Genomic DNA, 24,912 nt, shown 5'->3' with positions numbered 1-24,912 from the left:
GTTACTGTGCTGAATATCCTCCGTCTATCACAAGGTTGCTGCCTGTGACCCATCTTGAGGCATCAGACAACAGAAAAATACAGGCATTCGCTACATCTTTAGGTTCACCTATTCCAAGCGGATGCTTTTTTATAATTTCTGATGAAGCTTCTTCTCCGATATTTTCAAACATTTTCTCTAAAATCGGAGTATTGACCATTGCCGGACTTATACTGTTGACCCTAATATTACTTCTTGAAAGCTCCATAGCCAAAGAACGGGCTCCGGAAATTACAGCGCCTTTGCTGGCAGAATAAGCGGCCTTCCCTGCCTCTCCTATCATCCCTGCCACAGAAGAAATAAATACAAAACTGGAGTTTTCGTCTTTGTATTTTTTTAAAGATAAAATTTTTGCAATTTCAAGTCCTGCAATGACATTGACAGCAAATATGTCCTGATATAGCTGAGCATTGTGTTTTTTTAATGGTAACGTTTTTTCGATACCGGCACAGTGTATAAATCCTGATATTTTACCTAAAATTGAAACTTTATCTGCAATAATTGCTTCAAGATTTTCAGATTGAGTAATATCTTCAGTGATAATTTCAACTTTTGTTTCCGGATTGAGCATAGAAACGGTTTTCATCAGTTCTTCCTGGTTTCTTCCTACAAGAATCAGATCAGCACCGCTTTTGCTGCATTCTACAGAACAGCTTCTCCCGATCCCGGAAGAAGCGCCTGTAATGAGAATAATTTTATTTTTTAATGAGAAAGCATCCATTAATCTTCAAAATTTTCTTTTCCAATAACATTCATCAGATCTGAAACAGTTTCAATATCTTTAAAATGCTTGGTATCAATTTTTTTGCTGAAATTTTCGTCTACAAACGCAATAACAGAAAGTAAACTGATAGAATCATAGCTTTCTAAAGATTTCAGGTTCGTTTCAGTAGTCAATGTTTCATCTTCTTCTAATTCCTCCTGTAGTTTTTCTAAAAAAACGGATGTTTTCATATTTTATAATTTTAAATGTTTGTTTTCTTTAAATTTCCATTATGGTGGCTCCCCATGAATATCCAACTCCAAATCCTGCCATTAAAACCTTATCTCCTTGTTTCAGCATTCCTTTATCCATCATATTTTTAAGAGCAATAGGAATTGTTGCAGAAACAGTATTCCCGGTTTTTTCCATGTCAATATAAAACTTTTCTGCGGGTATTTTTGTTTTCTTTCTTAAATAATTCAGCATAAATGAATTGGCCTGGTGAAAAACAAAATGATCGATATCATCCATGGTCATACTGTTAACTTCCAATGTTTCTTTTACCAGTCCCGGAATATTTTCAATCGTAAAATTAAAAATTTCAGGGCCATTCATATAAATATTTTCGGGGCCGAATTCGTGTTCCGGATTCAGTTCGAAGTCTTTTTTAAAAGCTCCTTTTTTCACCATAAGATTTTCTGCACCGCTTCCGTCTGTTCCCAGGCAGAACTGATAATCGTTACCTTCAGATTTTTCAATAATAGCAGAGGCGGAGGCATCACCAAATATACTTCGGTTTCCTTTATCATCAGGATGAATATGCTTGGTATACGTTTCTGAAGTAACCAAAAGAATACTCTTTGCAATTCCACCGGCAATCAGTCCTTTTGCAAAAGCTAACCCATATACGAATCCTGAACAGCCAAGGTTAAAATCTATAGCTCCGATATTTTTCCTAAGCCCCAATCTGTCCTGCAAAATACAGGCCGTTGTAGGAAGGAAATACTCCGGACTCTGGGTACAGAATAAAATAAAATCTACTTTGTTCCTGTCATAGTTCTCGAAAATTTTTTCTGAAGATTGCACAGCCATATCCAGTACGGTTTCGCTGTCAGAAGAAATGTGGCGTTGGGAAATACCTACTTTCTCCTGGATACGTTCGGAGCTCCATTCAGGGAACTGCTTTTCAAGGTCCTCATTAGTTAGTACCTGCTGAGGCAGATAATATTCTATTTTTGAAATTTTCATCATATTAATAAATTCTCTTTCTTTGCAAAAGTAACGAAAACAAATTTACACTTGTGATGATTTTTATATTCAGAATCCTATTAAAAATAGACTCCCTCTATCATACTTTTTTGAACAGAGGCAGTCTTGAAGTGGCTAAATATAGAGGGATGAAAGTAGGAAAAAACTTTAATATGCCCGATAAAGTGTATTTCGGAACTGAACCGTACCTTATCGAAATTGGCGATAATGTGAACATCGCTGGAGATGTACGGTTTGTCAACCACGGTGGAACAACTACTCTGCTCAGAAAACTTCCTGGGTATGAAGATGCAAGAATACTGGGAAGAATAAAAATAGGAAACAACTGCACCATCGGGCTTAATTGTGTGATTATGCAGGATGTCCAGATTGGAAACAACTGTATTTTAGGGGCAAACTCTGTGTTGTCACAATCGATGCCGGATAACACAGTTTTTATTGGAAACCCGGCCCAGTTCTTATGCACGATTGAAGATTATGGTGATATTGTTCTTAAAAATAACCCGGAATATCCCCGTGAACTGGAGAAAGACAGAAAAAAACTGGATGCCTATATCAAAGAAAATCTTCCTCACAAGTATAAAAAAGCAAGAAAAATTAAATAAATTTATCTTGTAAAATCATAAAATAGAAAAAAACAAATTGAAAAAGAAAAAACTCCTCATTCGTATAGGTTCATTGCGTCATGGTGGTGCCGAGAAAGTATTAATCAACTTTTTGAAGAATCTGCCTGCCGATAAGTATGAAGTTGATCTTCTGGTAAATCTCTATTCAGGATTATACATTAAAGAAGTTCCGTCATGGGTAACACTATACTATTTGACGAAAGGAGAAATGATTACCACCAACAGGCTGCAGGACATTCCTGTGAAAGCCTACAGGGTTCTTTATCAGAAAATGTTTCTTTGGTTCCCTTCCCTTCTCTATAAATATATTTTAAAGAATAAAAAATATGATGTAGAGATTGCTGCCATCCATGCGATGCACCAGGAAATTCTCTCCAGCCCTCAAAAAGATTCGAAAAAGATTATCTGGGTACAGAATGATATTTTCAATTTAAAAGAATACACTCCGGAAGTGATCAGACAGTTTTTCAGGTTTGATAGAATTCTGGTCATTTCCAATAAACTTCAGGAAGGAATGCATGATTTGGCTAAAAACGAAGCTGAAAAAGCATCTGTGATTAAAATTTTCAATCCGATTGACAAAGATGATACATTAAGAAAGGCAGACAGTGAAGTAAATGACTATCCTTTCAACAATGATCTTCCCACTTTTGTAACCGTAGGAACCGTATACCCTCAGAAAGGATACGACAGATTGCTTAATGTGCATAAAAAACTTATTGATGAAGGGTTGAAACATCAGCTTTTGATCATTGGTGACGGGTATGATTTTAATAATATTCAGGATCAGCTCAATAAACTTGGTCTTCAGAATACTGCAAAAATGCTTGGTTTCAGCAGTAATCCTTACCCTTATATGAAAAAGGCGGATTTCTATATTATGTCTTCACGACATGAAGGATTTCCCACCATCATTGCTGAAGCACTTATCCTCAATAAACCTATTTCTGCAACAGATATTTCCGGCATCAGGGATCTTCTGCAGGATGGAAAACTGGGCAATATCACTGCCAATTCCGAAGAAGGGATTTATGATGGAATGAAAAAGTTTCTTATTGATAAAGATATCACTGAAGAATACAAAAAACGAATTTCGGAAACCGAGCTTCCGTTTGTTCTGGAAAAATCTGTGGAACATCTTCAGAAAATAATTGACGAAGTATAAAAATATTGACGATGGCTGATTATTCAATCATTCAAAAAGACTTTTACCGGGAAAGCGGAAAATGGCTTTCCACTTTTCAGATATGGAAAAAGTGCATCAATCCCAATCTCCACTTTGTTTACATTCTGAGAAAAGCACAGAAGTATCAGAAAACCCCTCTTCTGAATACTTTCTGGAGGATTATCCTGAGACATTATCAGATCAAATATGGTTTTCAGATTTATCCTGAGACTCAGATTGGTGAAGGTTTTTATTTAGGGCATTTTGGAAGCCTTGTGATCAATCCTAAAACAGTGATCGGAAAAAACTGCAACATCGCCCATGGCGTTACGATAGGACAACAAAACCGTGGAAAAAATGAAGGATATCCGGTTATTGGTGATGAAGTATGGATTGGTACCAATGCCGTTATTGTAGGAGGAATCACTATTGGAAATAATGTACTGATTGTTCCCAATTCTTATGTCAATTTTGATGTTCCTTCCAATTCTGTTGTCATAGGCAACCCTGCTAAAATTATCCCTACCGCCAATGCTACGATGGATTATATCAACCGTAAAGTATAGGAACTCCAATAGTTATCATAAAAATTCTACTTGTATTTATCGGTAATTTCGTGTACATTTGAAAAAATTGTATTGTTTGATTATAAAACGGATACACCATCATCCAATTTCATGTAAAATATCCCATTTTATTATCCGGATGACATCTATCCTTCGATACAACTTGTTTTGAAAAAAATCGCTTAATATTAAAAACACAACTCCAGTTTATTACTAATTAAAAAAATAATTTTTGATGAAAAAAATGCAAATTCAATTCTCTCCATTCCTACCTATACAGTCAACTCTATAATACGGAAAAACGACCGCTACAAACTGTAACAACTTAACTTCAAAAGTTTCTTTTTGAGTTGACAATACCTGCAATATATAAGAATTATTATCTGATATTAATTCTTTTCATGCACTCCATGATTCTGATATTCCGCAGGCTCGTATTCAGAAAAACTTTAAAGAAGATAATATAAAAATTTATTTTAACTGCACAGAAACATATATACACCCATGTTCAAAAAGATAGTTCCCATTCTTCTCATTATAATATACCTGACAGGTTTTTTGATCTCATTCCCTTACATCTTTGATAATCTTTTCGGAGCTGAAAAAATGGACAGTATCCGGAATATTTTTGAGTATGGAATTATGTTTTGTTCGTTTCTGGTATTTAATGCATTGCTTTTTAAGAATAAGTATACGTCTGTAATTGCTGTTATTCTCTGTTTATTATTAAGCATTAACTTTCTGATATCGGTATCCTGTTTTCTTATTTATCATTCCGGATTTAATGTAGGAATGGCTATCAGTATTCTGGAATCTAATCCGGATGAAGCGATGAGCATGTCTTATATGTTTATTCTTCCGGGCATTTTGTTTTTCGTTTTTCTGGGAATGGTAATGTACTCGGTGGATTATCTTAAAAAAAATATAGTTAAGGTTGATGCTAAATTTATCATTATAGCATTACTGTGGCTTGTTTTACCATTCGGATATCACCTTAAACATACCTATATAAGTAATAAAGGAGGAGGCAGGATGATTAAGAATGTATACTATCATTTATCTGATTTCAATACCGCTTTGAATATACAGAGAGATATCAACGCAATAAAAAAGAATGTTCCGGTTTTTAATATCAAAAAAATACAGCCAGGAATAGAAAATGTAATTCTCATCATTGGAGAGTCTGAGAGAAAGCAGAACATGTCATTATATGGCTATAACAAGAAAACAACTCCTTACACGGATGAGCAGGCAGGAAATATGATGATTTTTGACCATGCTATTTCTCCTGCCGGCATCACCAACCTGAGTGTCCCGCTGATGTTGTCCAGTATCCATCCTGATGAATTCAGATATCGTTATGATAAACTATCCTATAATATCATCAATATGGCGAATCAAAGCGGATACAATTCTTTCTGGCTGAGTACACAGGCAAGCGCAAGAGGAATTACAGCCATCGCTTCCATGTCTAAAAATAAAAAGTGGGTAAACGGCTATGATGAAGTAATTGTTCCTGAGCTTCAAAAAGTTATTCAGAAGAAGGAAGATAAATTTGTAGTTCTTCATATTATGGGAAGTCACCCTAATCCATGCAACAGACTTCCTTCTAACTGGAACTCCGGTGATCTGAATTGTTATGACAGCTCTATCAAATACACGGACTACGTTTTCAAAAATATATTCAGTACGCTGAAAAATACCAATTCCGTAGTCATCTATGCTTCAGATCATGGGCTTAAAATACAAGGGGACAAATTATTGCACGTAGACTCTAAGGAATCTACTCAGGTACCGTTTTTTGTTTGGTTTGGAGATAAAGTACCTGCCAACTATAGAATTACAGGACATGAAACCAAGCAGACCCAAACCACTTATATCTACCCTCTGATTATGAAATATATGGGTCTTGAAACGCCCCTACATTATAAGAATGAAGGAAATAAATACCTGAACCTGGAAATGAAAAGTATGGATTATAACACACTGCCAGAGTAAAGCCTATTCTCTTATATTGCAACTGTTTTTTTATTGATAAAATAAGCAACTAACAAATTTGGAATCCAGCACAGCCATGCTACGACAAGATAAGACAGCATGGGATCTCCTGTAATATTTTTTAGTAAGGGAAGCCATAATCTCAATGTTACTGCAGCAAAGGTACAGGCGTAACTATAAGTCATCAGTTGCTGATGTCTGATAATATTTCCTTTCCTTATTTCTGCTAAGGCAGCAAGAGTTGTTAGTAACCAGATCAATCCTAAACAGATAAACCCCATCGCTGAAACCAGCCCTCCATTGGCATAAAATCCCATATAAATAGCTGAAACAGAACTTAGTGTCACGGCAACTACATAAAACATTCCGATATTCCGGTGGATTCTCATGTATTGAGTCCGAAATGAACGACCAAACTGACGCCAGCCTACAAAAAGAGCCAGCCCTCCGAAAGTAATATGGGTGAAAAATGCTGTTTTCCAGATCATACTGTGGAGTAATTCAGGAGATTTCGAACCCAGAAAAGTATATTTAGATTCGAAGAAGGCATAAATAAGAGGATAAGCTCCAATCAGTAATGCCAGTACTCCCATCATCACAAATAATATTTTTTTCATAATACCCGATTATTTTTCTGTAAAAATGAGGATTATAAAAGGTCCAATTGTTCCAAAATGAAAGGTGGAACATGTTTATAAATCATTATAAATAAACCTCTTGCCCAATTCACCAGCAAATCATTCCATATTAATCTCTATGCTTTGGCTTTTTAGAAATTCTCTGGGTGAGCAGTTCATATATTTTTTAAAATTACGGTTAAATGACGTTTTAGAATTAAAGCCACTCTCAAAAGCTAGTGAAAGAATAGTATACTTTCCGTTGTCAGGAAGTACTGCAATCCTTTTAAACTCTTCAATCCTCTGACGATTGATATAATCATAAAAATTTTTATTTTCAATGGAATTAATTGCCTGAGAAAGGATATTAGGATGAACCTCCAGTAAGGCAGCAGTATAATTCAGATTCAGTTCGGGATCTTTATATAATTTTTCTTTCTCCATCTTCTTCACAAGCTTTTCGTAAACAGCCATGATAACATCTTCTCCGGGAGAATTCCTCTGATATTTTACCGTTTCTTCGTTTGTTTCTTTTTCATTTACTATACCTTCTGCTACAGGCAAGTTCAGAATTCCAACACGACTGATGCCAAAATATGCAGCAGCTACGCTAAACAGAACAACTATGAAAAAAATAAGTATATCATTTCTAATGATCACTGCAACCCATATCAAAGCTAATCCAGCAATAAGATAATAGAGCCAGCTGAGATTTATCTTCTCTGTATTTGAATATTGGTCAGAAATCTCTTGCGTATATTTTCTGACAGCAAAAAAACTTAATGCAATATATAATACTCCTGATAATATCATCATGTATTTGATAACATTGCTTATTAATTGATATTGTTTGCCTCCGCTTTGATAAATGGCAAGTCTTTCCCATGGTGACAACATCAATAGTTTAAATAGCATGAAAAAGACAATCAGAACAGGAACAAAATGTAGCAGCCAGGTCTTTTTTCCCGGTGCTTTCCCTGTAACACAGAGAACATAAATATATAACATTGGGCCATGAATAAAGGGAAAAATAACTTCATAGCCCAGAAAATAAGGAAACTTTATATAGCCTCCGGAAAAAAATAGAATAAATAAGATAAGATGTATTCCTATCACCAGAAACCAGGCTGCCAGAACATAATCAGCTGTTATCTTTTTACGTTTTCCAACAATCAGAAATGAAGAGAAACAGGCGATAAAGACTCCTGCCAGATAGAATACCGATGGTAAAGATTGCAGACCAAAATCAGGCATCAGATAGAGGGATTAATAAGAGCTTTAAATTATTCATTTTTTAGCATACACAAAGTCTTTTTATTAAGTATTTCAAAAGAAACAATGGAGACTACCTAAATAATTAAGAATATTTTAATTCACAAACCATAAATTTTAATTTATACTTCGTAATTTTATCCTGGTTTTTTAAACGTTTGGATTTCCTTATAGATCCCAATAGCTGTAAGATAAAGCATATCGGAATATTAGATATGATTTTAAGCATATTTTAATATTAAACTTTGTTAAAAGTGATTTATTATTTAACAAAAAGTATATTTTTGCATAATTATTGATTTAGTCTATTGATTTTGGAAATAATTTAAACGAAATAAATAATTATACATTTTAAAATTATGTCACAATCGTACAAGGTTATTTTCGAAAACAATAAAAAATGGGTAGAGTCCAAAGTAGCTGAAGATCCAAATTTCTTCCATGAACTTGCTAAAACTCAGCATCCGGATTATCTTTATATAGGATGTTCAGATAGCAGAGCTACCGCAGAAGAGTTGATGGGAGCCAAACCTGGAGAGGTATTTGTTTACAGAAACATTGCCAATGTTGTTAATACTTTAGATATGAGTTCCACAGCAGTTATTCAATACGCTGTAGAACATCTGAAAGTGAAACACATTATTGTTTGTGGACATTACAACTGTGGTGGTGTAAAAGCAGCGATGACTCCTCAGGATCTGGGATTATTGAATCCATGGTTGAGAACCATCCGTGATGTTTACAGATTACATCAGGCAGAACTGGATTCTATTCAGGACGAAAACAAGCGTTATGACAGACTTGTAGAACTTAATGTTCAGGAGCAGTGCATCAACGTAATCAAAATGGCCTGTGTACAGGAAAGATACATTTTAGAAGAGTATCCTATTGTTCACGGCTGGGTATTTGACCTTAGAACAGGTAAAATCATTGATCTGGAGATTGATTTTGAGAAAATCTTAAAAGACATCCAAAAGATCTATAATCTTACAGGTTCGGATTGGGTGATGAGCAGAAAGACTAAATAGTTTTTCTAAAAAGAATGTAAAATGAAATTCTGGAGTATTATTGTATTAACGTTTTTTCTGAATTTTACAGCGCTGCCAAGCATTGCTGCTGTTGCGGGCTGGGATATTGCGAGAACGAATATAATAATCAATGAAGAAGAGCCTCATTCTCACCCATCCTCATTCATTGTTTACGAAAAGACCATTCCGAAACCTTTAGATGTATTCGATTATCTGAAGTTTTCAGAAACAGATGTTCAGGGTGTGTCTTTTGTTCTGATTGATGATTCTTTTCATCTTTCTCCCTTACTTACTATATTTTCCCCTCCTCCGGAAGCGTAAACTCCTATAGTTAGATTTTTTTGATACCATTTCCATATCATTTTGTGATATCGGATACACATGTACTTTAAAAATTATTTTTTCTCAACTTTTTATAATTGACTTATTTAAAACAAATAAGCCGGTTATACTTTACAGCTTCACATTATGAAAAAGACATCATTAATAGGAGGAATCAAGGAAAATTTTCCTTCAGGACTCGTGGTATTTTTAGTAGCACTTCCGTTGTGTTTAGGAATTGCTTTAGCATCAGGTGCTCCTCCATTATCCGGTATTATTTCCGGTATCGTTGGCGGCCTGGTAGTAGGAATCATCAGTAATTCAAATATTTCAGTTTCAGGGCCTGCTGCAGGTCTCACAGCTATCGTTTTAACAGCAATAACAGATCTTGGCGCCTTTGAACTTTTTCTTTGTGCAGGGATTATTGCAGGACTTATTCAATTGGTTTTAGGGTTTGTAAGAGCCGGAAGTATTTCCAACTATTTCCCGAATAACGTCATTGAAGGAATGCTGGCTGCCATAGGAATCATTATTATTTTAAAACAGATTCCACATGCGTTAGGATTTGACAAAGATTATGAAGGCCATGAATCTATTTTTGATAATGGTCTGAACTTCGGATATTTTACTGAACTATTTGGAGCGATCCATCCGGGTGCCATTGTTATTACTTTAATTTCTGTAGCGATCCTTATCGCATGGGACAAAATCCATGTACTGAAAAGGATGAAAATGCTTCCGGGTGCATTGGTTGCCGTAATTGTAAGTATTCTTTTAAATCAGCTCTTTAAGATGTCCGGAAGTTCTCTGGCTATCGAAACTCAACATTTGGTTTCTTTACCGGTTCCACAGTCTTTTGATGATTTTAAAAATCTGATCACCACTCCGGATTTTAATGGTTTCACTAATCCAAAAGTATGGATCGTAGGAGCAACAATTGCCATTGTAGCATCTATTGAAACTTTACTTTGTATTGAGGCTTCGGACCGATTAGACAGACAAAGAAGAATTACAGATACCAATCTTGAGCTTAAGGCTCAGGGAATCGGAAACCTTGTAAGTTCTTTTATAGGTGGTCTTCCCATGACTTCCGTGGTAGTAAGAAGTTCTGCCAATGCTAATGCGGGAGCAACCTCAAAAATGTCGACTATTATCCACGGGGTATTCCTATTAATTTGTGTACTTTCTATTCCTGTTATTTTAAATTTAATTCCATTGGCAACATTAGCTGCGGTATTAATCCTAGTAGGGTATAAATTGGCAAAGCCGGCAACCTTCAAACATTTCTGGCACTTAGGAAAATTCCAGTTTATTCCATTTGTGGCAACTGTTGTAGCAGTAGTGGCAACAGACCTGTTAAAAGGTGTAGGAATTGGTCTTATGATCTCCGTTTTCTATATTCTGCAAGGAAATATGAAAAGAGCTTATTATTTAAGCAGAGAAAGACTGGATGATGCAGATGGGATCAATATTAAACTTGCTGAAGAAGTATCATTTTTAAATAAGGCAGCCATCAAAAAAACACTTAAAAATATAAAACCCAACTCTACAGTTATTATTGATGCGAAGAGCACTTCCTACATTGCAACCGATGTACTGGAAATGATTCAGGATTTTGCCAATATCCGTGCAAAGGAACAAGACATCAATGTAGAACTGATAGGCTTTAAAACTTCATACAGAGATTACGAGAGAAGTGAGGATTCCCACATTTTGGTTACTCACAAAAGAGCCATGTAATCCCAATAATTAATTAATTTTTTTAACTTTAAATTCGAAAACAATAAAAATATGAAAGCACATACATACGAAACACAGTCAACTATTACTCCTGAGAAAGCATTAGAATTCTTAAAAGAGGGAAATCAGAGATTTGTAAACAACCTTAAGGCAAACAGAGACCTTCTTGAGCAAGTGAATGCAACACGTGAAGGACAATGGCCTTTTGCAGTAGTTTTAAGCTGTATAGACAGCCGTACTTCTGCAGAACTTATCTTTGATCAGGGATTAGGAGATGTTTTCAGTATCAGAATTGCCGGTAACTTTGTGAACCAGGATATTCTGGGATCTATGGAATTCGGTTGTAATGTTGCGGGTTCTAAGCTTATTGTAGTCTTAGGACACACCAAGTGCGGGGCTTTAAAAGGAGGTCTTGACGCTGCACAAATTGAAGGACTGGGAATGGATAACCTGAACCACCTGATCAATCACTTCAACCCTATCATCAATGAGATCATTGAAGAGAATGAAGAACGTTCATCAAAAAACAGCTCACTTCTTGAAAGGCTTAATCATCAAAACGTAAAAAGTGCGATTGAAGATATCCGCAAGCAAAGTTCAACACTTAAAAACCTTGAAGCTGAGGGTAAAATTAAAATCGTTGGAGCCAACTATGATGTTGAAACAGGTGCAGTAACCTGGTTATAAGAAGTAAAACTCTTTAAAATTCAATTATAATTTACACAAAATGCCATCGGAATCCGGTGGCATTTATGTTTTATTATATATCATCATAAAATAAGATAATTATAAACCTATTTTATCAATAAACTAGGTTAAACCGCAATATATTTCATTTTTAAAAGGGTTTGTTTTAATTATCTAAAAATAATTATATATTCGTGCTCTCGAGAAAACACCTCAATAAACCATGACTACCAACTCAAAAAAGTATGATTTTTCCCAAAGCAAAAAAAATAGCCAGAGACCTTGGATGGCATAAAACAAGCCATAAGGTATTCGGACTTTACAAAGGCTATTTTTTCAATGTTTCAGACGCAAGTATAATACATACTCCTCAATACAAATATGTTTCAGTAACAACTGGGAATTTAACAGAGGAACAAAGACAACAAATCAAAACAGAGTTAACGGGAAACAGAAAAAAATTAAGATTTACCCTCTTTGAAATTAGAGAAAATACTATTTTTTTCAAATTCACAGAAAATATAATGCCTACTAAAATCAGCACTGTTTATGCTTTGTTTGACTTTGTGGTTGGTTTGTTAAAAAAACTCAATGTGCCGGAGCAAAACCATTGTCATAGCTGTGAAACAAATGAAAGTATTCGCTATTACGACCTTAACCATACTGGTATACTCCTTTGTGATCATTGTTTTCAACAGACAGATGATAAATTCTATGAAATAGAAAAGACAAGAATTTCAAAAGAGAAAAATTATCTGACAGGATTTTTAGGAGCCATTGTTTTTTCAATTCCTGCCATTATACTTTGGGTCATACTTGCTGTATATTTAGGAGAAATTTCCTCAGGAATGGCATTTGTTATTGCTCTTCTTGGTTTTTTAGGCTATGATTATTTCAAAGGATTTCGTGGAAAACTGACAAGATATATTATCTTCTTCACAAATATTGTAAGCATATTTATAGCCAATGTTATTACTGTAATTGCTTTATTGGTAAAACAAGGGCTCACCATTAATCAAGCGATATTTGAGTTTCAAAACAACCCTTCAGCAAATGAAATATTTATGCAGAATAGTATTGTATCTTTTTTATTATCATTCATTCCTTGGGTGTGGGTATTTATCAGGAAAGAAGATAAATTAATTATAAAACCAGCAGAAAAATTTTAAAAAACATATAAACAAATGACTACCTTACAAACAAGCCAGTCATTCAATTTTATAAGCTATATTCTAATTTCAGTTCTCTTTTATCACTTTCTGGAATTATTTTCCGTTAAATGCAGACATTGTATTATTCAATCCGGCAAATACGAATGAAAGACTAGCCTTAGAAAAGGTTTCAATTCTCTCATGAAGCTTTTCTGATTCTTCGTCATTCCATGTTCCTAAAACATAATCTACCTGTCTTCCTGCCGTAAAATCTGCAGAGATTCCGAAGCGCAGCCTTGCATAATTTTGAGTCTGCAATACTTCATTAATATTTTTAAGCCCATTATGTCCGGCATCAGATCCTTTTCCTTTCATTCTTAAAGTCCCAAAAGGCAAAGCCAGATCATCGGTAATGATCAGTACATTTTCCAAGGGAATATTTTCTTTCTGCATCCAGTACTTCACTGCATTACCGGAAAGATTCATATAAGTATCCGGTTTCAGAACAAAAACTTTTCTGCCTTTGTGCTTTCCTTCTGCCAGCCAGCCAAAGTTGGAGGTATTGAATGATACTTCAAGGGTTTCCGCTATTTTCTCAGCTACTTTAAATCCTATATTATGTCGTGTATTTTCATATTCAGAGCCTTTGTTACCAAGCCCGACAATTAAATATTTCATCAGAAATTTTTTGCAAAATTAAGGTATAAAAAATAAAAAACTCAATCTTAAGAAAGATTGAGTTTGAATATTGTTAAAAAAATTCTTCTATTGTGGTTTATAGATGTAATTAACGCCATATCCTTTTGTCATGTAAGTCTGAGGATCGTAAACGTAATTGGTACTCTTCACAATCGGTGTTGGAATCGGTGGCGTAAGATCTGTTACAGACCATCTCTTAGGGTTGTTTGGAGATAAGATAAGACTTTCTTTATCATTGATTATCGTAGATAATAATCTTGAAATTTTATATACGTGTGGCAGCAATGTGAATGGGCTTACCTGCTCATCATAGGCATAATATTCGTAGCTATATTTTCCTGTAACAGCACCAAACGATCCACCAGTCATTGTCCCGTAGTATCTTACTACTTTAGATACATTGTCTCCTACATAAGTATAACCTGTTTTAGAATAATCTGTGAAGTTAAGCGGAGCTCCCGGAACATCCGGTCCGTTTCTCATAATAATTGAATCCAGTTTTCCTGTAGCAGTACTGTATTTAACCTGATAAGCAGTTTTCTCTTTTTTCAATAATGTCTGTGGTCCTACAGGTCCTCCAGGTATTACAGGCGGAGTTCTTCTGAAGGTTGAACGGTTTTCAGAAATCAGCTGCAGTTTGTTATTGTTTGCATAAGTGAACAATTGAGTGTATGATACACTGTCTTTATCTAGTTTTCCGTTTCCGTCAAGATCAAGGAAACCGTTAAAATTAATCTGACTGATTTTATCACCACTGTACATAATATCAGTGATGGAAGCACTGTCTGTGATAACTTTAGTCACAAGAAGTCCGCTGTACTGATATTCTGCGATCGTATCTTTATCTGTAATTTCTCTGTATAATGCTCTGGGGCCGCTTAAGCCTCCTGTATTGTTAAGATCCAATAATGGATTTCCATCCTCATCCAGCATATCCTTGCAGGAATGTATTGAGGAAAAACCTGCGATGAGTAAAATAAAATAGAAAATTTGCTTCATTTCCTTGTAATTGATTATTTTTTTGACAAATATAATTTTTTTTTGCCTAAATATTATATTATTATTTATATTCTGGTAAGATTAATAACTATATTTCTTCTATAAGTTTTTATAGGTAAAAGTTACATTCTGATTTTTTTCAACAACTACATACCCTTGATTATCATAAGAATAACTTTGAGAGGTATTAACAGGAGTAGCTGGTGATGGCAATTCTATAAACATAGAAGTAGGATTGTTCGGAGATATTTTATAGAATTGAGCAGGATCGATCAGACTTCGCGTGATGAAATACACGGACGGCAGTGTATAATACGGGCTTTTCTGAGCGTCATAGTTCTGAAAACTAAACTTGCTTATTACTGCTGTACTCATATTCGGGTTTCCATTGATATCCAACAGACCTTTGGAGCGAACAACCTGAATCAGATTTTCTCCATTATATACAAAAGAATAATCAATAAATTTGTTATAGGCACTGATTCCTCCTTCTTTTCTCTTCTCAAGAATTTTAGTAAGTCTGCTGTTAACCGGATCATAGGTAAATGTATAGTCGCTTACAACAGAAGCAGATGGAGTTGCCCCCGTTGCTGTAGAAGTAGCATTATAAATCTTTTTACCTGTAGCGTCAGGAACAATATTAAATTCATAAGTAAGGCTGGATGCTGCTGAACTTACATATTTAATTTTTGTGATATTTTTGTTGGTATATGTTACTGTTCCCGTATAGTAAGCACTTCCTGTAAAAGATTCATCTTTAGATACTGCGGTCTGCAGATCTCCGGTTACCGCTGTTGTAACATATTCTTCCTGAGAAACATTATTCGAGCTAACCTTCGTTAAAATCTTTTTAGGAGGAGTTCCTTCATCAGGATTCGGGATGGATTCTGTGGGATCTGAAGTTGTATTACATGCTGTCAGCAGCCCAAGAAAAGCAATACCGGCAAATATTTTAAAAAAATAGTTTTTTACCATATAGAATTTTTTAGCTTGTCCAAATATAATTCAATTTTCGATAATACACTTTACTTTATCCGAACAAATTCACAAGAAATAGAGTTAATAAACAAAAAAAATCTAAAAACATAACGTTTTTAGATTTCCTATTATTGTATGATGATGAAAATTAATAAGGTTGCAATATAGATGTTGTCAAAACAGACTGTGACATATCGCTGTTGAGAAAGGCAGTATCAACAGCTCTTCCTATCCCAAGAGTTGTTCCGGAAATAGCTCTTTTTATACAGGCTACTTTAACAGAATACTGATTCTTAGGAGTAAGATTAGTAAGAGTAGCATTAAGATTAAAAATCTTATAAGCACCGCTGTCTCCCAATAACACATCTGTTCTCACTGCTCTAAGGGCGTTATCAACAAAAACTCCACAGGCAAAACTCGCAGAATTTGTTCCTGTTTTCTGAATCGTCGTCTGAAATGAGAAGGTAGCCTTATTCGTACCATTGGTTACGGAGAATGTATCCACAGTTCCAGGAATTACAGTCCAGCCTCCAGTCAGGGCTTCCCCGTCAGTATAAGGGTTGGTTGCCCCGCTACTTCCAGAAAAACTCACTCCAACTTTATCAGAAACTGTATTGATGGAAAACACAGACATACTACCCTGTCCATCTGCAATTTTAATGGCTTTCCAGTCTTTGGCACCTAAATCAGTATTATTGTGAAATATATCACCAGCCGCTCCGGCAGACCCTTTTAATACATCAGTTCCTCCTGTTCTTAATTCTTTTCTGATATTAAGATCTCCGTTTACATCCAGCATGTTAGTCGGATTAGGAGTATTAATACTCACTTGGGCATTTGTTGCAACAGCTAATAAAAATGATGTTACAAATAATATTTTTTTCATAATCCGTCTTAGTTTATAATGGTATTAAATACTTCCGGAACTTCATATACGTCAACTTTAAGAGAAGACTGTGATATAAAGCTATTGATATTGCTATACACATTAGTACCTATAGTAAGGGTATTTCCCGCACCCGAAGCACCATAAGAACCCAGTCTTGTACAGGCAACGTAAACCGAATGATTTCCCTGGGAAAGATTATCTACAATTCCGATCTGGGTATGAGTAAGGAAAGGATATGAAGTGGTAATAGCCTTTAGGTTTCTCTGTCTCAGGTTGACCAGTTTACCATCCACAAAGATACCGCATGCATAATCTATGGAATTGTCTGTACTTCCTGCTCCCCCAAAATCTGCCTGTACCACAGTTTCAAATTGAAAATAAGCCTTACTTTGTGTACTGTAAACGGTGATGGTTTGTGAAAGTCCGTTTATTTTCTTAAAATTTGTAAGTGTAATATACTGCTTTCCCTTCGTAAAAGTACCTCCTCTTGAGTCCATGCTTACCGAAGAGTTTTCTGAAGAAGAGAAAGTAATCCCTACTTTATCTGAAAAGGAATTATTGTATATAAGGTAAAATTTATTGGGTTCGTATTCAGGAATACGGAGTGATTTCCAGATAGGAGCAAAGCCTTCTCCCTGCGAAACTAACAGCTGATCATTATTTCCTTGAAATAATGAATTATCAGTAGCATTCTGGACAGCAATTTTATTTCTGAAATTAACGTCTCCGTTTACATCAAGTGTTGCTTTTGGGGCTTCTGTTTTTATTCCTACCTGAGCCGTTGCCAAAAGACTTATGCTAAGAAGCAGCGTTGATAATAGTTTTTTCATCATTAGTTGTTTTTATAACTCACGTATTCGATAACATCCATTTTCATCGTAGATTCCAATGTAAAAGCACTGGAAGCACCATTGGAGGCTTCTACATTTCGTCCAATTGTAAATTGTGAAGTAGAGCTTGATGTATCAATCTTTCTGCATGCAATTTCAATATTATGAACCCCTACAGGAACGTTCTGCTCCGTATAATTAAGAGTAAAGATATAATCCTGAAGACCCGCTTTTCCACTGTTGTTGTTAGAAGCTATTCTATCCGGACGTACCGCTACCAATGCACCGTTTCTGAAAACGCCACAAGCAAATCTTACATTCTGTATTGTTGTAGAAGAAGCTGCTTTCATTTCAATACCTGTCTGGAACTGATAGGTAAGTCTGTTCTTTCCATTTTTGATGGTAAAAGTATTGTCGAGTCCGCCTATTTTTTTCCAGTTGCCTTTTGTGATATCATTAATGTTATCTCCAACATTGTTGGTGTAGACACCATCACCAGCGATACCATCCGTAAGTGAATTAATACCCGTTTGATCCGATGACAGATAAGAATTAATCAGCTTATACTGTCCCTCTTCCATAAAGGAAACATTCAAAGATTTCCACACAGGAGGCAAACCCTCACCCTGAGAAACCAAAACCTGGCCATTCAACCCGGCATCTCCAGCCTGAGTTGAACTACCGCCTACTCTAAGTTCTTTTCTTAAGGTGGTTTTTCCGTTCACATCAAGAACAGATTTGGGTTTTGCAGTACCTATTCCCACCTGTGCGTTAGCGTAGAACGAAAAAAGTCCAGCCACGCAGCAATGTATAATTGTTTTCATAATTAAGGACTGCAAAGTTAAGCAACGAAGTCCAAAAAATTCCAGTTATACATCTATAAACCTATAGAAATAAACACATTAGAACATAGAATTAATAATACTAAAAAGTAGAATTATTACTACATAACTCTACTTTCCATGTATAAAAACAGCTAGACAACATCTCAAACCCTTACTGTACGGGGATTTACAGGATTTTTTTTATCATTGGAGAGTGATTTCACCCCCTCAAAAACAGCCTTAATTCTCTTCAACAGGAATATTACAAAAGAAAAACATGATAACAATCACAAAAAAAACGTGTAAAAATTAATCTTTTTACACGTTTCTAATAATATTATGATGCTATTTCCAGTAAAGGAAAAATAAATTTAGCCATGTTCGATAATTGCTTTCAACAATAGATTGACTTCATCTACATTTTTCACTCTTTCTTTTCTCATCATCAACTGATTACCTTCTTTTCCTGACTTCTCCTTAAGCTGGGCTTCAGTCGGATTTCGGGTCAAATAATTAATAATATGTCGGAATCTGTCTGTCTGGTAAAACTTATCCTGAGGATTCCCTGGGAAGTACCCTAAAAACACTCCGTTTTTCATAACAATCTTTTCAAAACCTATATCAGAAGCAAGCCACTTCAAAGAAACACTCTTCAAAAGATTGACAGCTTCTTTCGGCAATGCTCCGAAACGGTCAATCAGCTCCAGCTCAAACTGATGAAGATCTGCTTCATTAGTGATTTCAGCAATTTTCTGGTAGAGCAACAACCTTTCTTCTGTGTTCGAAATATACGAATCCGGCAACATCAGCTCTAAATCCGTATCAATATTAACGTCCTTTACAGATTTGAAAAGTTTTTGCCTGTCTTCTTCATTTTCAAAAAGGCTTTCAAAATCAGCATCATCTTTTAGTTCTTCTAAAGCTTCCTGCATTAGTTTCTGATACGTTTCAAAACCCATTTCATTGATAAACCCACTTTGTTCAGCACCCAAAAGATCTCCGGCACCACGGATCTCCAGATCTTTCATCGCAATCTGGAAACCGCTTCCCAGATCTGAAAACTGTTCAATAGCTTCCAGACGTTTTCTGGTATCGGAGGTCATCATGTCATAAGGAGGAGTGATCAGATAACAGAATGCTTTTCTGTTGCTTCGCCCTACCCTTCCTCTCATCTGGTGCAGATCCGCCATCCCAAACCGATGTGCATCATTGATAAAAATAGTATTGGCATTCGGAACATCTACCCCACTTTCTACAATGGTAGTAGACACAAGAACGTCGTATTTCCCTTCCATAAAATCCAGTACATTCTTTTCAAGCTGTTTTCCTTCCATCTGCCCATGTCCTGTAATTACTCTCGCATCCGGAACCAGCCTCTGAATAAGCCCTGCAATATCCTTCAGGTTTTCAATTCTGTTATTGATAAAATATACCTGACCGTCTCTCTGAAGCTCATAAGAAACCGCATCACGAAGCGTTTCCTCATTGAATCCGATTAACTGTGTATCTACAGGCTGTCTGTTTGGCGGTGGTGTTTTGATAACGGATAAATCCCTTGCAGCCATTAACGAGAATTGTAACGTCCTCGGAATAGGAGTCGCCGTAAGCGTCAGGGTATCCACATTATTCTTCAAGGTTTTCAATTTATCTTTTACTGAAACTCCGAATTTATGCTCTTCATCAATAATCAATAAACCAAGATCTTTAAACTTCACCGAACTGCTTACCAATTGATGCGTTCCAATGATAATATCTACTTTTCCGTTCTTTAAAGCCTCTAAAGTCTCAGATTTCTGCTTGGCTGTCCTGAATCTGTTGACATAAGCAACATTTACCGGAAAATCTTTTAGCCTTTCTTTAAAACTTCTGTAATGCTGAAAAGCAAGAATGGTTGTAGGCACTAATACTGCAACCTGCTTTCCATCTGTAGCGGCTTTAAATGCAGCCCTGATTGCAACTTCCGTTTTACCGAAACCTACGTCACCACATACAAGCCTGTCCATTACCGTATCCGCTTCCATATCTCTCTTTACATCTACAGTAGCTTTTTCCTGATCTGGAGTATCTTCATAAATAAAGCTGGCCTCCAACTCGTTCTGCAGGTAGGAATCTGGAGTATAAGCAAAACCTTTCGCCGTTTTCCTCTGGGCATATAATTGAATAAGGTCAAAAGCAATCTGTTTAACCTTCGCTTTGGTTTTCTGTTTTAAAGATTTCCATGTTGGAGATCCAAGTTTACTCAAAACGATCTCTCTTCCATCCGGACCGTTGTATTTCGAAATCTTATGCAAAGAATGAATGCTTACATATAATAAGTCTCCGTTTTTATAGGTCAGTTTGAAACATTCCTGAATCTTTCCATCATTATTCACTTTCACCAATCCCATAAATTTCCCGATTCCATGGTCAATGTGAGCGATATAGTCCCCTATTTTCAGAGACATCAGGTCTTTCAGGGTAAGCTGCTCAGATTTTGCAAAAGTATTTTTCGCTTTATATCTCTGATAACGGTCAAAGATCTGATGATCTGTATAGACCAGCAGTTTGTGTCCATTATCTACAAATCCTTCATGAAGTTCAGACTTAAAACTTTTAAATGGAAGCTCATGTTCAAGCTCTTCAAAGATAGACTCCAGCCTTTCTTTCTGTTTTTCTGTTGAAAAAGAAATCCAGGTATCAAATCCTCCATTCTGCTTTTCTTCAATATCTTCAATCAGTAGTTCAAAGTTTTTATGAAAAGAAGGCTGTGGAAGCTGTTCCATTTTAACTTCGGTTACTTCTTTCAATCCTTCAATAATTATTCCTCCAAAATCAACTGTTTTAAATTTTTTATAATCAAACAGAAACTCCTGATCAGAAATAAAAAGTTCCTGCGGAGTCCTGTGGGCAATATCTTTACTTAATGTATCATATTTTTCCAAAGACTTTTCGTAGAATGTTCTGATCTTCTGCATTCCCACCATTCCGTTTTTGGAAACCACAAAACTTTCTTTAGGCAATAATTGCAACAGAGATACCCTTGTTCCCGTTACAGAAAAATTCATATTGGAAACCAGCTGGAAATCTTTTACTTTATCTACCGAAAGCTGTGTTTCGATATCAAAAGTTTTAATACTTTCCACTTCATTACCGAAGAAGGTAATTCTATATGGTTTTTCGTGTGAATAGGAAAACACGTCTACAATTCCTCCTCTCACAGAAAACTCTCCCGGTTCGGAAACGAAATCAGCCTGCTGGAAATGATAATGATTAAGCAGTTCATCCACAAAATCAAAATCCAGCTGATCTCCCACTTTAATATGATGGGAAATTGCTTTAAAATCTTCTTTTTTCAAAACCTTTTCAGATAAAGCACCGGCATAAGCCACAATCACTTTTGGAGATCTTCCGGAATTAATTTTATTAAGAACCTCAGTCCTTAACACCAGGTTGGCATTTTGAGTCTTTTCCACCTGATAAGGTTCAAGATGGGTGGCCGGAAAATACAGCACTTTATCCTTACCCAGAAGATCTTCCATCTCTGTATTGGCGTACAATGCATCTTCCTTATCATCTACCAGATAAAGAATATTCTTCTTCTGAACCAAAAAAAGTTCAGCCACAAAAATAGAAACTGAAGATCCTGCACTTCCTTTTACAGCTATATGCTGGCTGTTTTCTAACTGGGTAAAAATTTCTTTCCCAAACTCTTTCTGCATAAGGTCTGGAAGGAACTTTTCATTGATGGATTTTAACTGCATAAATACTAATGGTATAAACGACAAAAGCGATTTCGGGAGTTTTCCGAAACCGTTGATGATGTACAAAGGTACGGATATTTTTTCTCTTCCTTAGAAAAAGAGAAAGACTGAAGGTTTGAAATGAAGGACTTAGCCTCATAAATCTTAATTTTTTACAATTTTATCTAATAACCTGTTAAAAAAATTCAACTACTCACCCATGGCATAGTGTTTGGGATTTCCAGACTAACCAAACATTAAGAATAATATTATGAAAAAAGCAATTAAAATCTTAGGAGTTATGATGCTGTTGGTATTCACAGCATTATCTTTTTCATCATGTAGCAAAGATGACGACCCTGTAAACAATGAATTTTTTGCAGGAACCTACAAAGGAAAGGTTTCTTATAATGATGGTGGTTCTACCAACATCAGCACAGATGACGGAAGTGTATTTGTAACAAAGATTGCCAGCGGCACCAAATACAATTTCGCGTTCTCCAACAGTATTCCGGATCTCAACGGAATAGAGTTTAATCAGGAAGGAGATCATACTCTGGTGATGATTGGTTCTACAGCAACCTCTTATATCAGAATTGATAATAATGTTTTAAAAATTCTGTATGTCAAGGATGGCAAAACGTGGACAGCAAATTGTACGCGCTAGCCATGTCTATTTATATATTATTCAAGCCTGTCTTTATCTTTGAAGACAGGCTTTTTCATTGTAAATGAAGTGTTTTAATTTTTTTTTAAGCTGTAATAAACTTTAGTTAAGTTTAAAAATCTAAATTTTCTAGCCTGCTTTTTGTATATCTTTATTCAACAAAAAACAAACAATAATTCTTATGAAAAAATTCTTATCTGCAATGTCTTTGATCCTTGGATTAGGACTTGCCACTGCTCAGCAGACTGCTCCCGCTACAGGTGCTACGGCGCACCCGCCTGTAAAAGCAACTACAGCAAAAGCTGTTAAACCAGCTGAAGTAAAAGCTGCAAAACCGGCAATGGATGCAAAAGCAGCGAAGCCTGCACAACCGGCTGCCAAAATGAAAAAAGACGGCACTCCGGATAAGAGATATAAAGAAAACAAACACCTGAAAAAAGACGGTACTCCCGACAAAAGGTATAAGGCAAACAAATAAGCATAACATTAACATATAGTTGTTATTTTCATAATCAAATTTCGAAAAGCCGGTGGAACAAGTTCCATCGGTTTTTTTATATGAAGCTTCGTAAAAATGATTCCAGATTCTTTACTTATTTATAAATTTGACCCATGTTAAACTTCTTCAAGAAAAATGCAGCGCTGATCTGGGCAAAAAAACATGTTCAGAAAGCGGAGGATTTCAAAAAAAATGCTGAGAAAAACCAGGAGGACTTGCTGCTTTCTCTAGTGAAAACAGCTCAAAAAACACTTTTTGGGAGGGAACATGATTTTGAAAACATTCATTCTGTAAAGGAATTTCAGGACAGAGTTCCTGTGGCCGATTATGAAGATCTGAAACCTTATATTGAAAGAGTAAAAAAAGGACAGTCCAATATTCTATGGACGGAAACGCCGGAGTATTTTGCCAAGACTTCTGGAACCACTTCAGGTTCCAAGTACATTCCGATTTCCAAAGAAGGAATGCCTTTTCAGATTGCCGGAGCTCAAAGTGCTTTATTTCATTATATCAGTAAAAAGAATAATGCTGATTTTGTGAATGGAAAAATGATTTTCCTTCAGGGCAGCCCGGAACTGGAAGAAGTATTTGGGATAAAAACAGGAAGGCTTTCCGGTATTGTAGCCCATCATATTCCTAATTATCTTCAGAAAAACCGTCTGCCGAGCTGGGAAACCAATATTATAGAAGACTGGGAAACCAAAGTAGATAAAATTATTGAGGAAACGGAACATGAAAATATGACGCTGATCTCAGGCATTCCACCATGGCTGATCATGTATTTTGAGAAGCTGACAGAAAAACATGGTAAAAAGATCAAACAGCTGTTCCCCAATCTTCAGCTTATTGTAACAGGGGGTGTCAACTATGAACCTTATCGTGATAAAATGGAAGATTTATTGGGAGGCAAAGTAGACATTGTTCAGACTTTCCCTGCTTCTGAAGGTTTTTTTGCTTTTCAGGATGATTACACCAAAGAAGGACTACTGCTATTGACCAATCATGGAATTTTCTACGAATTCATTCCTTTGGAAGAATATGGCAAGCCTGGAGCAAGAAGATTAACTTTAAAAGAAATCGAACTTCATAAAGATTATGCATTGATTCTTACGACCAATTCCGGGTTATGGGCTTATTCTATTGGGGACGTTGTAAGATTCATCAGCAAAGACCCATACAGGGTTTTGGTAAGCGGGAGAACCAAACATTTCACCTCTGCATTTGGAGAACATGTGATAGCATTCGAGGTAGAAGAAGCGATGAAAGCGACTCTTGAAGAGCATCCTGCACAGATTACAGAATTCCATCTGGCTCCACAGGTAAATCCGGCTGAAGGACTCCCTTATCACGAATGGCTGATTGAATTTGAAAAAGAACCTGAGCATTTAGAAGCATTCAGAGATGAATTGGATCAACAGCTTCGGGCAAGAAACACTTACTATGATGATTTGATTTCGGGAAATATTTTACAGAAATTACAAATCACCAGGCTTGCAAAAAATGCCTTTCATGAATATGCGAAATCCCAGGGAAAACTAGGAGGTCAAAACAAGACTCCAAGATTGGCTAATGACAGAAAGATTGCAAATCTCTTAGAAATTTACAAACTTTAATCATATTTTTTCA

General features: G+C 35.8%; 24 protein-coding genes. 12 read left to right on the top strand and 12 right to left on the bottom strand.

The features are described from left to right. Position 1: 1 nt before the first annotated feature. The 3 genes from RHP76_RS16815 to RHP76_RS16805 are packed head-to-tail and all read right to left on the bottom strand — an operon-like array spanning position 2 to position 1,993. Positions 2-760 (bottom strand): SDR family NAD(P)-dependent oxidoreductase, encoded by a 759-nt coding sequence (locus RHP76_RS16815; protein WP_123278569.1) that lies wholly within the window; start codon positions 758-760, stop codon positions 2-4. After that, the gene (locus RHP76_RS16810; protein ID WP_047380387.1) at positions 760-993 is read right to left on the bottom strand and encodes a phosphopantetheine-binding protein; all 234 of its coding nucleotides are present in this window, start codon (positions 991-993) and stop codon (positions 760-762) included. The genes RHP76_RS16815 and RHP76_RS16810 overlap by 1 nt, the downstream gene beginning before the upstream one ends. A 28-nt stretch (positions 994-1,021) precedes the next feature. Next, complete coding sequence (locus RHP76_RS16805) at positions 1,022-1,993, bottom strand: 3-oxoacyl-ACP synthase III family protein (protein WP_277693802.1); 972 nt, start codon at positions 1,991-1,993, stop codon at positions 1,022-1,024. Between the two features lie 53 nt (positions 1,994-2,046). Here RHP76_RS16805 and RHP76_RS16800 point away from each other — a divergent pair, with 53 nt between their 5' ends. The 4 genes from RHP76_RS16800 to RHP76_RS16785 all read left to right on the top strand — a co-directional run bounded on the left by RHP76_RS16800 (position 2,047) and on the right by RHP76_RS16785 (position 6,366). Beyond that, positions 2,047-2,616, top strand: a complete 570-nt coding sequence (locus RHP76_RS16800) for an acyltransferase (protein ID WP_062673399.1) — start codon at positions 2,047-2,049, stop codon at positions 2,614-2,616. Between the two features lie 37 nt (positions 2,617-2,653). Then, positions 2,654-3,802, top strand: a complete 1,149-nt coding sequence (locus RHP76_RS16795; RefSeq protein WP_120232520.1) for a glycosyltransferase — start codon at positions 2,654-2,656, stop codon at positions 3,800-3,802. A gap of 11 nt (positions 3,803-3,813) precedes the next feature. Then, positions 3,814-4,368: a serine O-acetyltransferase gene (locus RHP76_RS16790; RefSeq protein WP_120232519.1), complete on the top strand. Its 555-nt coding sequence runs from the start codon at positions 3,814-3,816 to the stop codon at positions 4,366-4,368. 504 nt (positions 4,369-4,872) lie between these two features. Then, the gene (locus tag RHP76_RS16785) at positions 4,873-6,366 is read left to right on the top strand and encodes a phosphoethanolamine transferase (RefSeq protein ID WP_288444075.1); all 1,494 of its coding nucleotides are present in this window, start codon (positions 4,873-4,875) and stop codon (positions 6,364-6,366) included. Between the two features lie 11 nt (positions 6,367-6,377). Here RHP76_RS16785 and RHP76_RS16780 read toward each other — a convergent pair whose 3' ends face one another. Both RHP76_RS16780 and RHP76_RS16775 read right to left on the bottom strand, forming a co-directional pair. Then, positions 6,378-6,983: a DUF2306 domain-containing protein gene (locus tag RHP76_RS16780; RefSeq protein WP_183037426.1), complete on the bottom strand. Its 606-nt coding sequence runs from the start codon at positions 6,981-6,983 to the stop codon at positions 6,378-6,380. A gap of 120 nt (positions 6,984-7,103) precedes the next feature. Beyond that, the gene (locus RHP76_RS16775; protein ID WP_311228626.1) at positions 7,104-8,237 is read right to left on the bottom strand and encodes a helix-turn-helix domain-containing protein; all 1,134 of its coding nucleotides are present in this window, start codon (positions 8,235-8,237) and stop codon (positions 7,104-7,106) included. A gap of 377 nt (positions 8,238-8,614) precedes the next feature. On the opposite strand from RHP76_RS16775, the gene RHP76_RS16770 reads away from it, so the two are divergent. From RHP76_RS16770 to RHP76_RS16750, 5 genes are all read left to right on the top strand, one after another. Beyond that, positions 8,615-9,283 (top strand): carbonic anhydrase, encoded by a 669-nt coding sequence (locus RHP76_RS16770; protein WP_114819851.1) that lies wholly within the window; start codon positions 8,615-8,617, stop codon positions 9,281-9,283. Between the two features lie 21 nt (positions 9,284-9,304). Further along, positions 9,305-9,604 carry a hypothetical protein gene (locus tag RHP76_RS16765; RefSeq protein WP_062673384.1) on the top strand — a complete coding sequence of 100 codons (300 nt, stop codon included), beginning with the start codon at positions 9,305-9,307 and terminating at the stop codon, positions 9,602-9,604. A gap of 147 nt (positions 9,605-9,751) precedes the next feature. Next, positions 9,752-11,344, top strand: coding sequence for a SulP family inorganic anion transporter (locus RHP76_RS16760; protein ID WP_062673382.1), 1,593 nt, complete (start codon positions 9,752-9,754; stop codon positions 11,342-11,344). A 51-nt stretch (positions 11,345-11,395) separates the two neighbouring features. Then, on the top strand, positions 11,396-12,031 hold the full coding sequence (locus RHP76_RS16755; protein ID WP_034691487.1) for a carbonic anhydrase: 636 nt from the start codon (positions 11,396-11,398) through the stop codon (positions 12,029-12,031). 245 nt (positions 12,032-12,276) lie between these two features. Continuing rightward, positions 12,277-13,200, top strand: a complete 924-nt coding sequence (locus RHP76_RS16750) for a hypothetical protein (RefSeq protein ID WP_311228625.1) — start codon at positions 12,277-12,279, stop codon at positions 13,198-13,200. Between the two features lie 96 nt (positions 13,201-13,296). Here the strand turns inward: RHP76_RS16750 and pth are convergent, their stop codons facing one another. From pth to mfd, 7 genes are all read right to left on the bottom strand, one after another. Further along, entirely contained in the window at positions 13,297-13,860 is a 564-nt protein-coding gene (gene pth, locus RHP76_RS16745) for an aminoacyl-tRNA hydrolase (RefSeq protein WP_311228624.1), read from the bottom strand. An 87-nt stretch (positions 13,861-13,947) separates the two neighbouring features. Beyond that, positions 13,948-14,880: a hypothetical protein gene (locus tag RHP76_RS16740; protein ID WP_062673376.1), complete on the bottom strand. Its 933-nt coding sequence runs from the start codon at positions 14,878-14,880 to the stop codon at positions 13,948-13,950. Positions 14,881-14,979: 99 nt separating this feature from the next. Next, positions 14,980-15,855, bottom strand: coding sequence for a hypothetical protein (locus RHP76_RS16735; RefSeq protein WP_120232514.1), 876 nt, complete (start codon positions 15,853-15,855; stop codon positions 14,980-14,982). 151 nt (positions 15,856-16,006) lie between these two features. Then, complete coding sequence (locus RHP76_RS16730) at positions 16,007-16,744, bottom strand: hypothetical protein (RefSeq protein ID WP_311228623.1); 738 nt, start codon at positions 16,742-16,744, stop codon at positions 16,007-16,009. A gap of 8 nt (positions 16,745-16,752) precedes the next feature. After that, on the bottom strand, positions 16,753-17,580 hold the full coding sequence (locus RHP76_RS16725; protein ID WP_311228622.1) for a hypothetical protein: 828 nt from the start codon (positions 17,578-17,580) through the stop codon (positions 16,753-16,755). Further along, complete coding sequence (locus RHP76_RS16720) at positions 17,580-18,401, bottom strand: hypothetical protein (protein ID WP_062673368.1); 822 nt, start codon at positions 18,399-18,401, stop codon at positions 17,580-17,582. Before RHP76_RS16720 ends, RHP76_RS16725 begins: the two co-directional genes overlap by 1 nt. A 371-nt stretch (positions 18,402-18,772) precedes the next feature. Next, positions 18,773-22,141, bottom strand: coding sequence for a transcription-repair coupling factor (mfd, locus tag RHP76_RS16715; RefSeq protein ID WP_311228621.1), 3,369 nt, complete (start codon positions 22,139-22,141; stop codon positions 18,773-18,775). A gap of 250 nt (positions 22,142-22,391) precedes the next feature. Here mfd and RHP76_RS16710 point away from each other — a divergent pair, with 250 nt between their 5' ends. From RHP76_RS16710 to RHP76_RS16700, 3 genes are all read left to right on the top strand, one after another. After that, positions 22,392-22,787, top strand: coding sequence for a hypothetical protein (locus RHP76_RS16710; RefSeq protein WP_062673364.1), 396 nt, complete (start codon positions 22,392-22,394; stop codon positions 22,785-22,787). A 181-nt stretch (positions 22,788-22,968) separates the two neighbouring features. Further along, entirely contained in the window at positions 22,969-23,265 is a 297-nt protein-coding gene (locus RHP76_RS16705; protein WP_034691510.1) for a hypothetical protein, read from the top strand. A gap of 134 nt (positions 23,266-23,399) precedes the next feature. Further along, a complete protein-coding gene (locus tag RHP76_RS16700) occupies positions 23,400-24,899 on the top strand; it encodes a GH3 auxin-responsive promoter family protein (RefSeq protein WP_311228620.1) in 1,500 nt (499 codons plus the stop codon). The last annotated feature ends 13 nt before the right edge of the window (positions 24,900-24,912 follow it).

This window comes from Chryseobacterium sp. SG20098 (assembly GCF_031844745.1).
GTDB lineage: Bacteria > Bacteroidota > Bacteroidia > Flavobacteriales > Weeksellaceae > Chryseobacterium > Chryseobacterium cucumeris.
The sequence above is the reverse complement of the archived record's forward strand: the minus strand, read 5'-3'. Positions and strand labels throughout refer to the sequence as shown.

Bases quoted from the DNA above. Each gene is read 5' to 3' on its own strand.
- RHP76_RS16805 (WP_277693802.1), bottom strand. From the start codon at position 1,993: ATGATGAAAATTTCAAAAATAGAATATTATCTGCCTCAGCAGGTACTA.
- RHP76_RS16765 (WP_062673384.1), top strand. From the start codon at position 9,305: ATGAAATTCTGGAGTATTATTGTATTAACGTTTTTTCTGAATTTTACA.
- RHP76_RS16700 (WP_311228620.1), top strand. From the start codon at position 23,400: ATGTTAAACTTCTTCAAGAAAAATGCAGCGCTGATCTGGGCAAAAAAA.
- RHP76_RS16730 (WP_311228623.1), bottom strand. From the start codon at position 16,744: ATGAAAAAAATATTATTTGTAACATCATTTTTATTAGCTGTTGCAACA.
- RHP76_RS16775 (WP_311228626.1), bottom strand. From the start codon at position 8,237: ATGCCTGATTTTGGTCTGCAATCTTTACCATCGGTATTCTATCTGGCA.
- RHP76_RS16755 (WP_034691487.1), top strand. From the start codon at position 11,396: ATGAAAGCACATACATACGAAACACAGTCAACTATTACTCCTGAGAAA.
- RHP76_RS16790 (WP_120232519.1), top strand. From the start codon at position 3,814: ATGGCTGATTATTCAATCATTCAAAAAGACTTTTACCGGGAAAGCGGA.
- RHP76_RS16815 (WP_123278569.1), bottom strand. From the start codon at position 760: ATGGATGCTTTCTCATTAAAAAATAAAATTATTCTCATTACAGGCGCT.
- RHP76_RS16740 (WP_062673376.1), bottom strand. From the start codon at position 14,880: ATGAAGCAAATTTTCTATTTTATTTTACTCATCGCAGGTTTTTCCTCA.
- RHP76_RS16705 (WP_034691510.1), top strand. From the start codon at position 22,969: ATGAAAAAATTCTTATCTGCAATGTCTTTGATCCTTGGATTAGGACTT.
- RHP76_RS16785 (WP_288444075.1), top strand. From the start codon at position 4,873: ATGTTCAAAAAGATAGTTCCCATTCTTCTCATTATAATATACCTGACA.
- RHP76_RS16770 (WP_114819851.1), top strand. From the start codon at position 8,615: ATGTCACAATCGTACAAGGTTATTTTCGAAAACAATAAAAAATGGGTA.
- RHP76_RS16710 (WP_062673364.1), top strand. From the start codon at position 22,392: ATGAAAAAAGCAATTAAAATCTTAGGAGTTATGATGCTGTTGGTATTC.
- RHP76_RS16800 (WP_062673399.1), top strand. From the start codon at position 2,047: ATGATTTTTATATTCAGAATCCTATTAAAAATAGACTCCCTCTATCAT.
- mfd (WP_311228621.1), bottom strand. From the start codon at position 22,141: ATGCAGTTAAAATCCATCAATGAAAAGTTCCTTCCAGACCTTATGCAG.
- pth (WP_311228624.1), bottom strand. From the start codon at position 13,860: ATGAAATATTTAATTGTCGGGCTTGGTAACAAAGGCTCTGAATATGAA.
- RHP76_RS16760 (WP_062673382.1), top strand. From the start codon at position 9,752: ATGAAAAAGACATCATTAATAGGAGGAATCAAGGAAAATTTTCCTTCA.
- RHP76_RS16735 (WP_120232514.1), bottom strand. From the start codon at position 15,855: ATGGTAAAAAACTATTTTTTTAAAATATTTGCCGGTATTGCTTTTCTT.
- RHP76_RS16750 (WP_311228625.1), top strand. From the start codon at position 12,277: ATGATTTTTCCCAAAGCAAAAAAAATAGCCAGAGACCTTGGATGGCAT.
- RHP76_RS16720 (WP_062673368.1), bottom strand. From the start codon at position 18,401: ATGAAAACAATTATACATTGCTGCGTGGCTGGACTTTTTTCGTTCTAC.
- RHP76_RS16810 (WP_047380387.1), bottom strand. From the start codon at position 993: ATGAAAACATCCGTTTTTTTAGAAAAACTACAGGAGGAATTAGAAGAA.
- RHP76_RS16725 (WP_311228622.1), bottom strand. From the start codon at position 17,580: ATGATGAAAAAACTATTATCAACGCTGCTTCTTAGCATAAGTCTTTTG.
- RHP76_RS16780 (WP_183037426.1), bottom strand. From the start codon at position 6,983: ATGAAAAAAATATTATTTGTGATGATGGGAGTACTGGCATTACTGATT.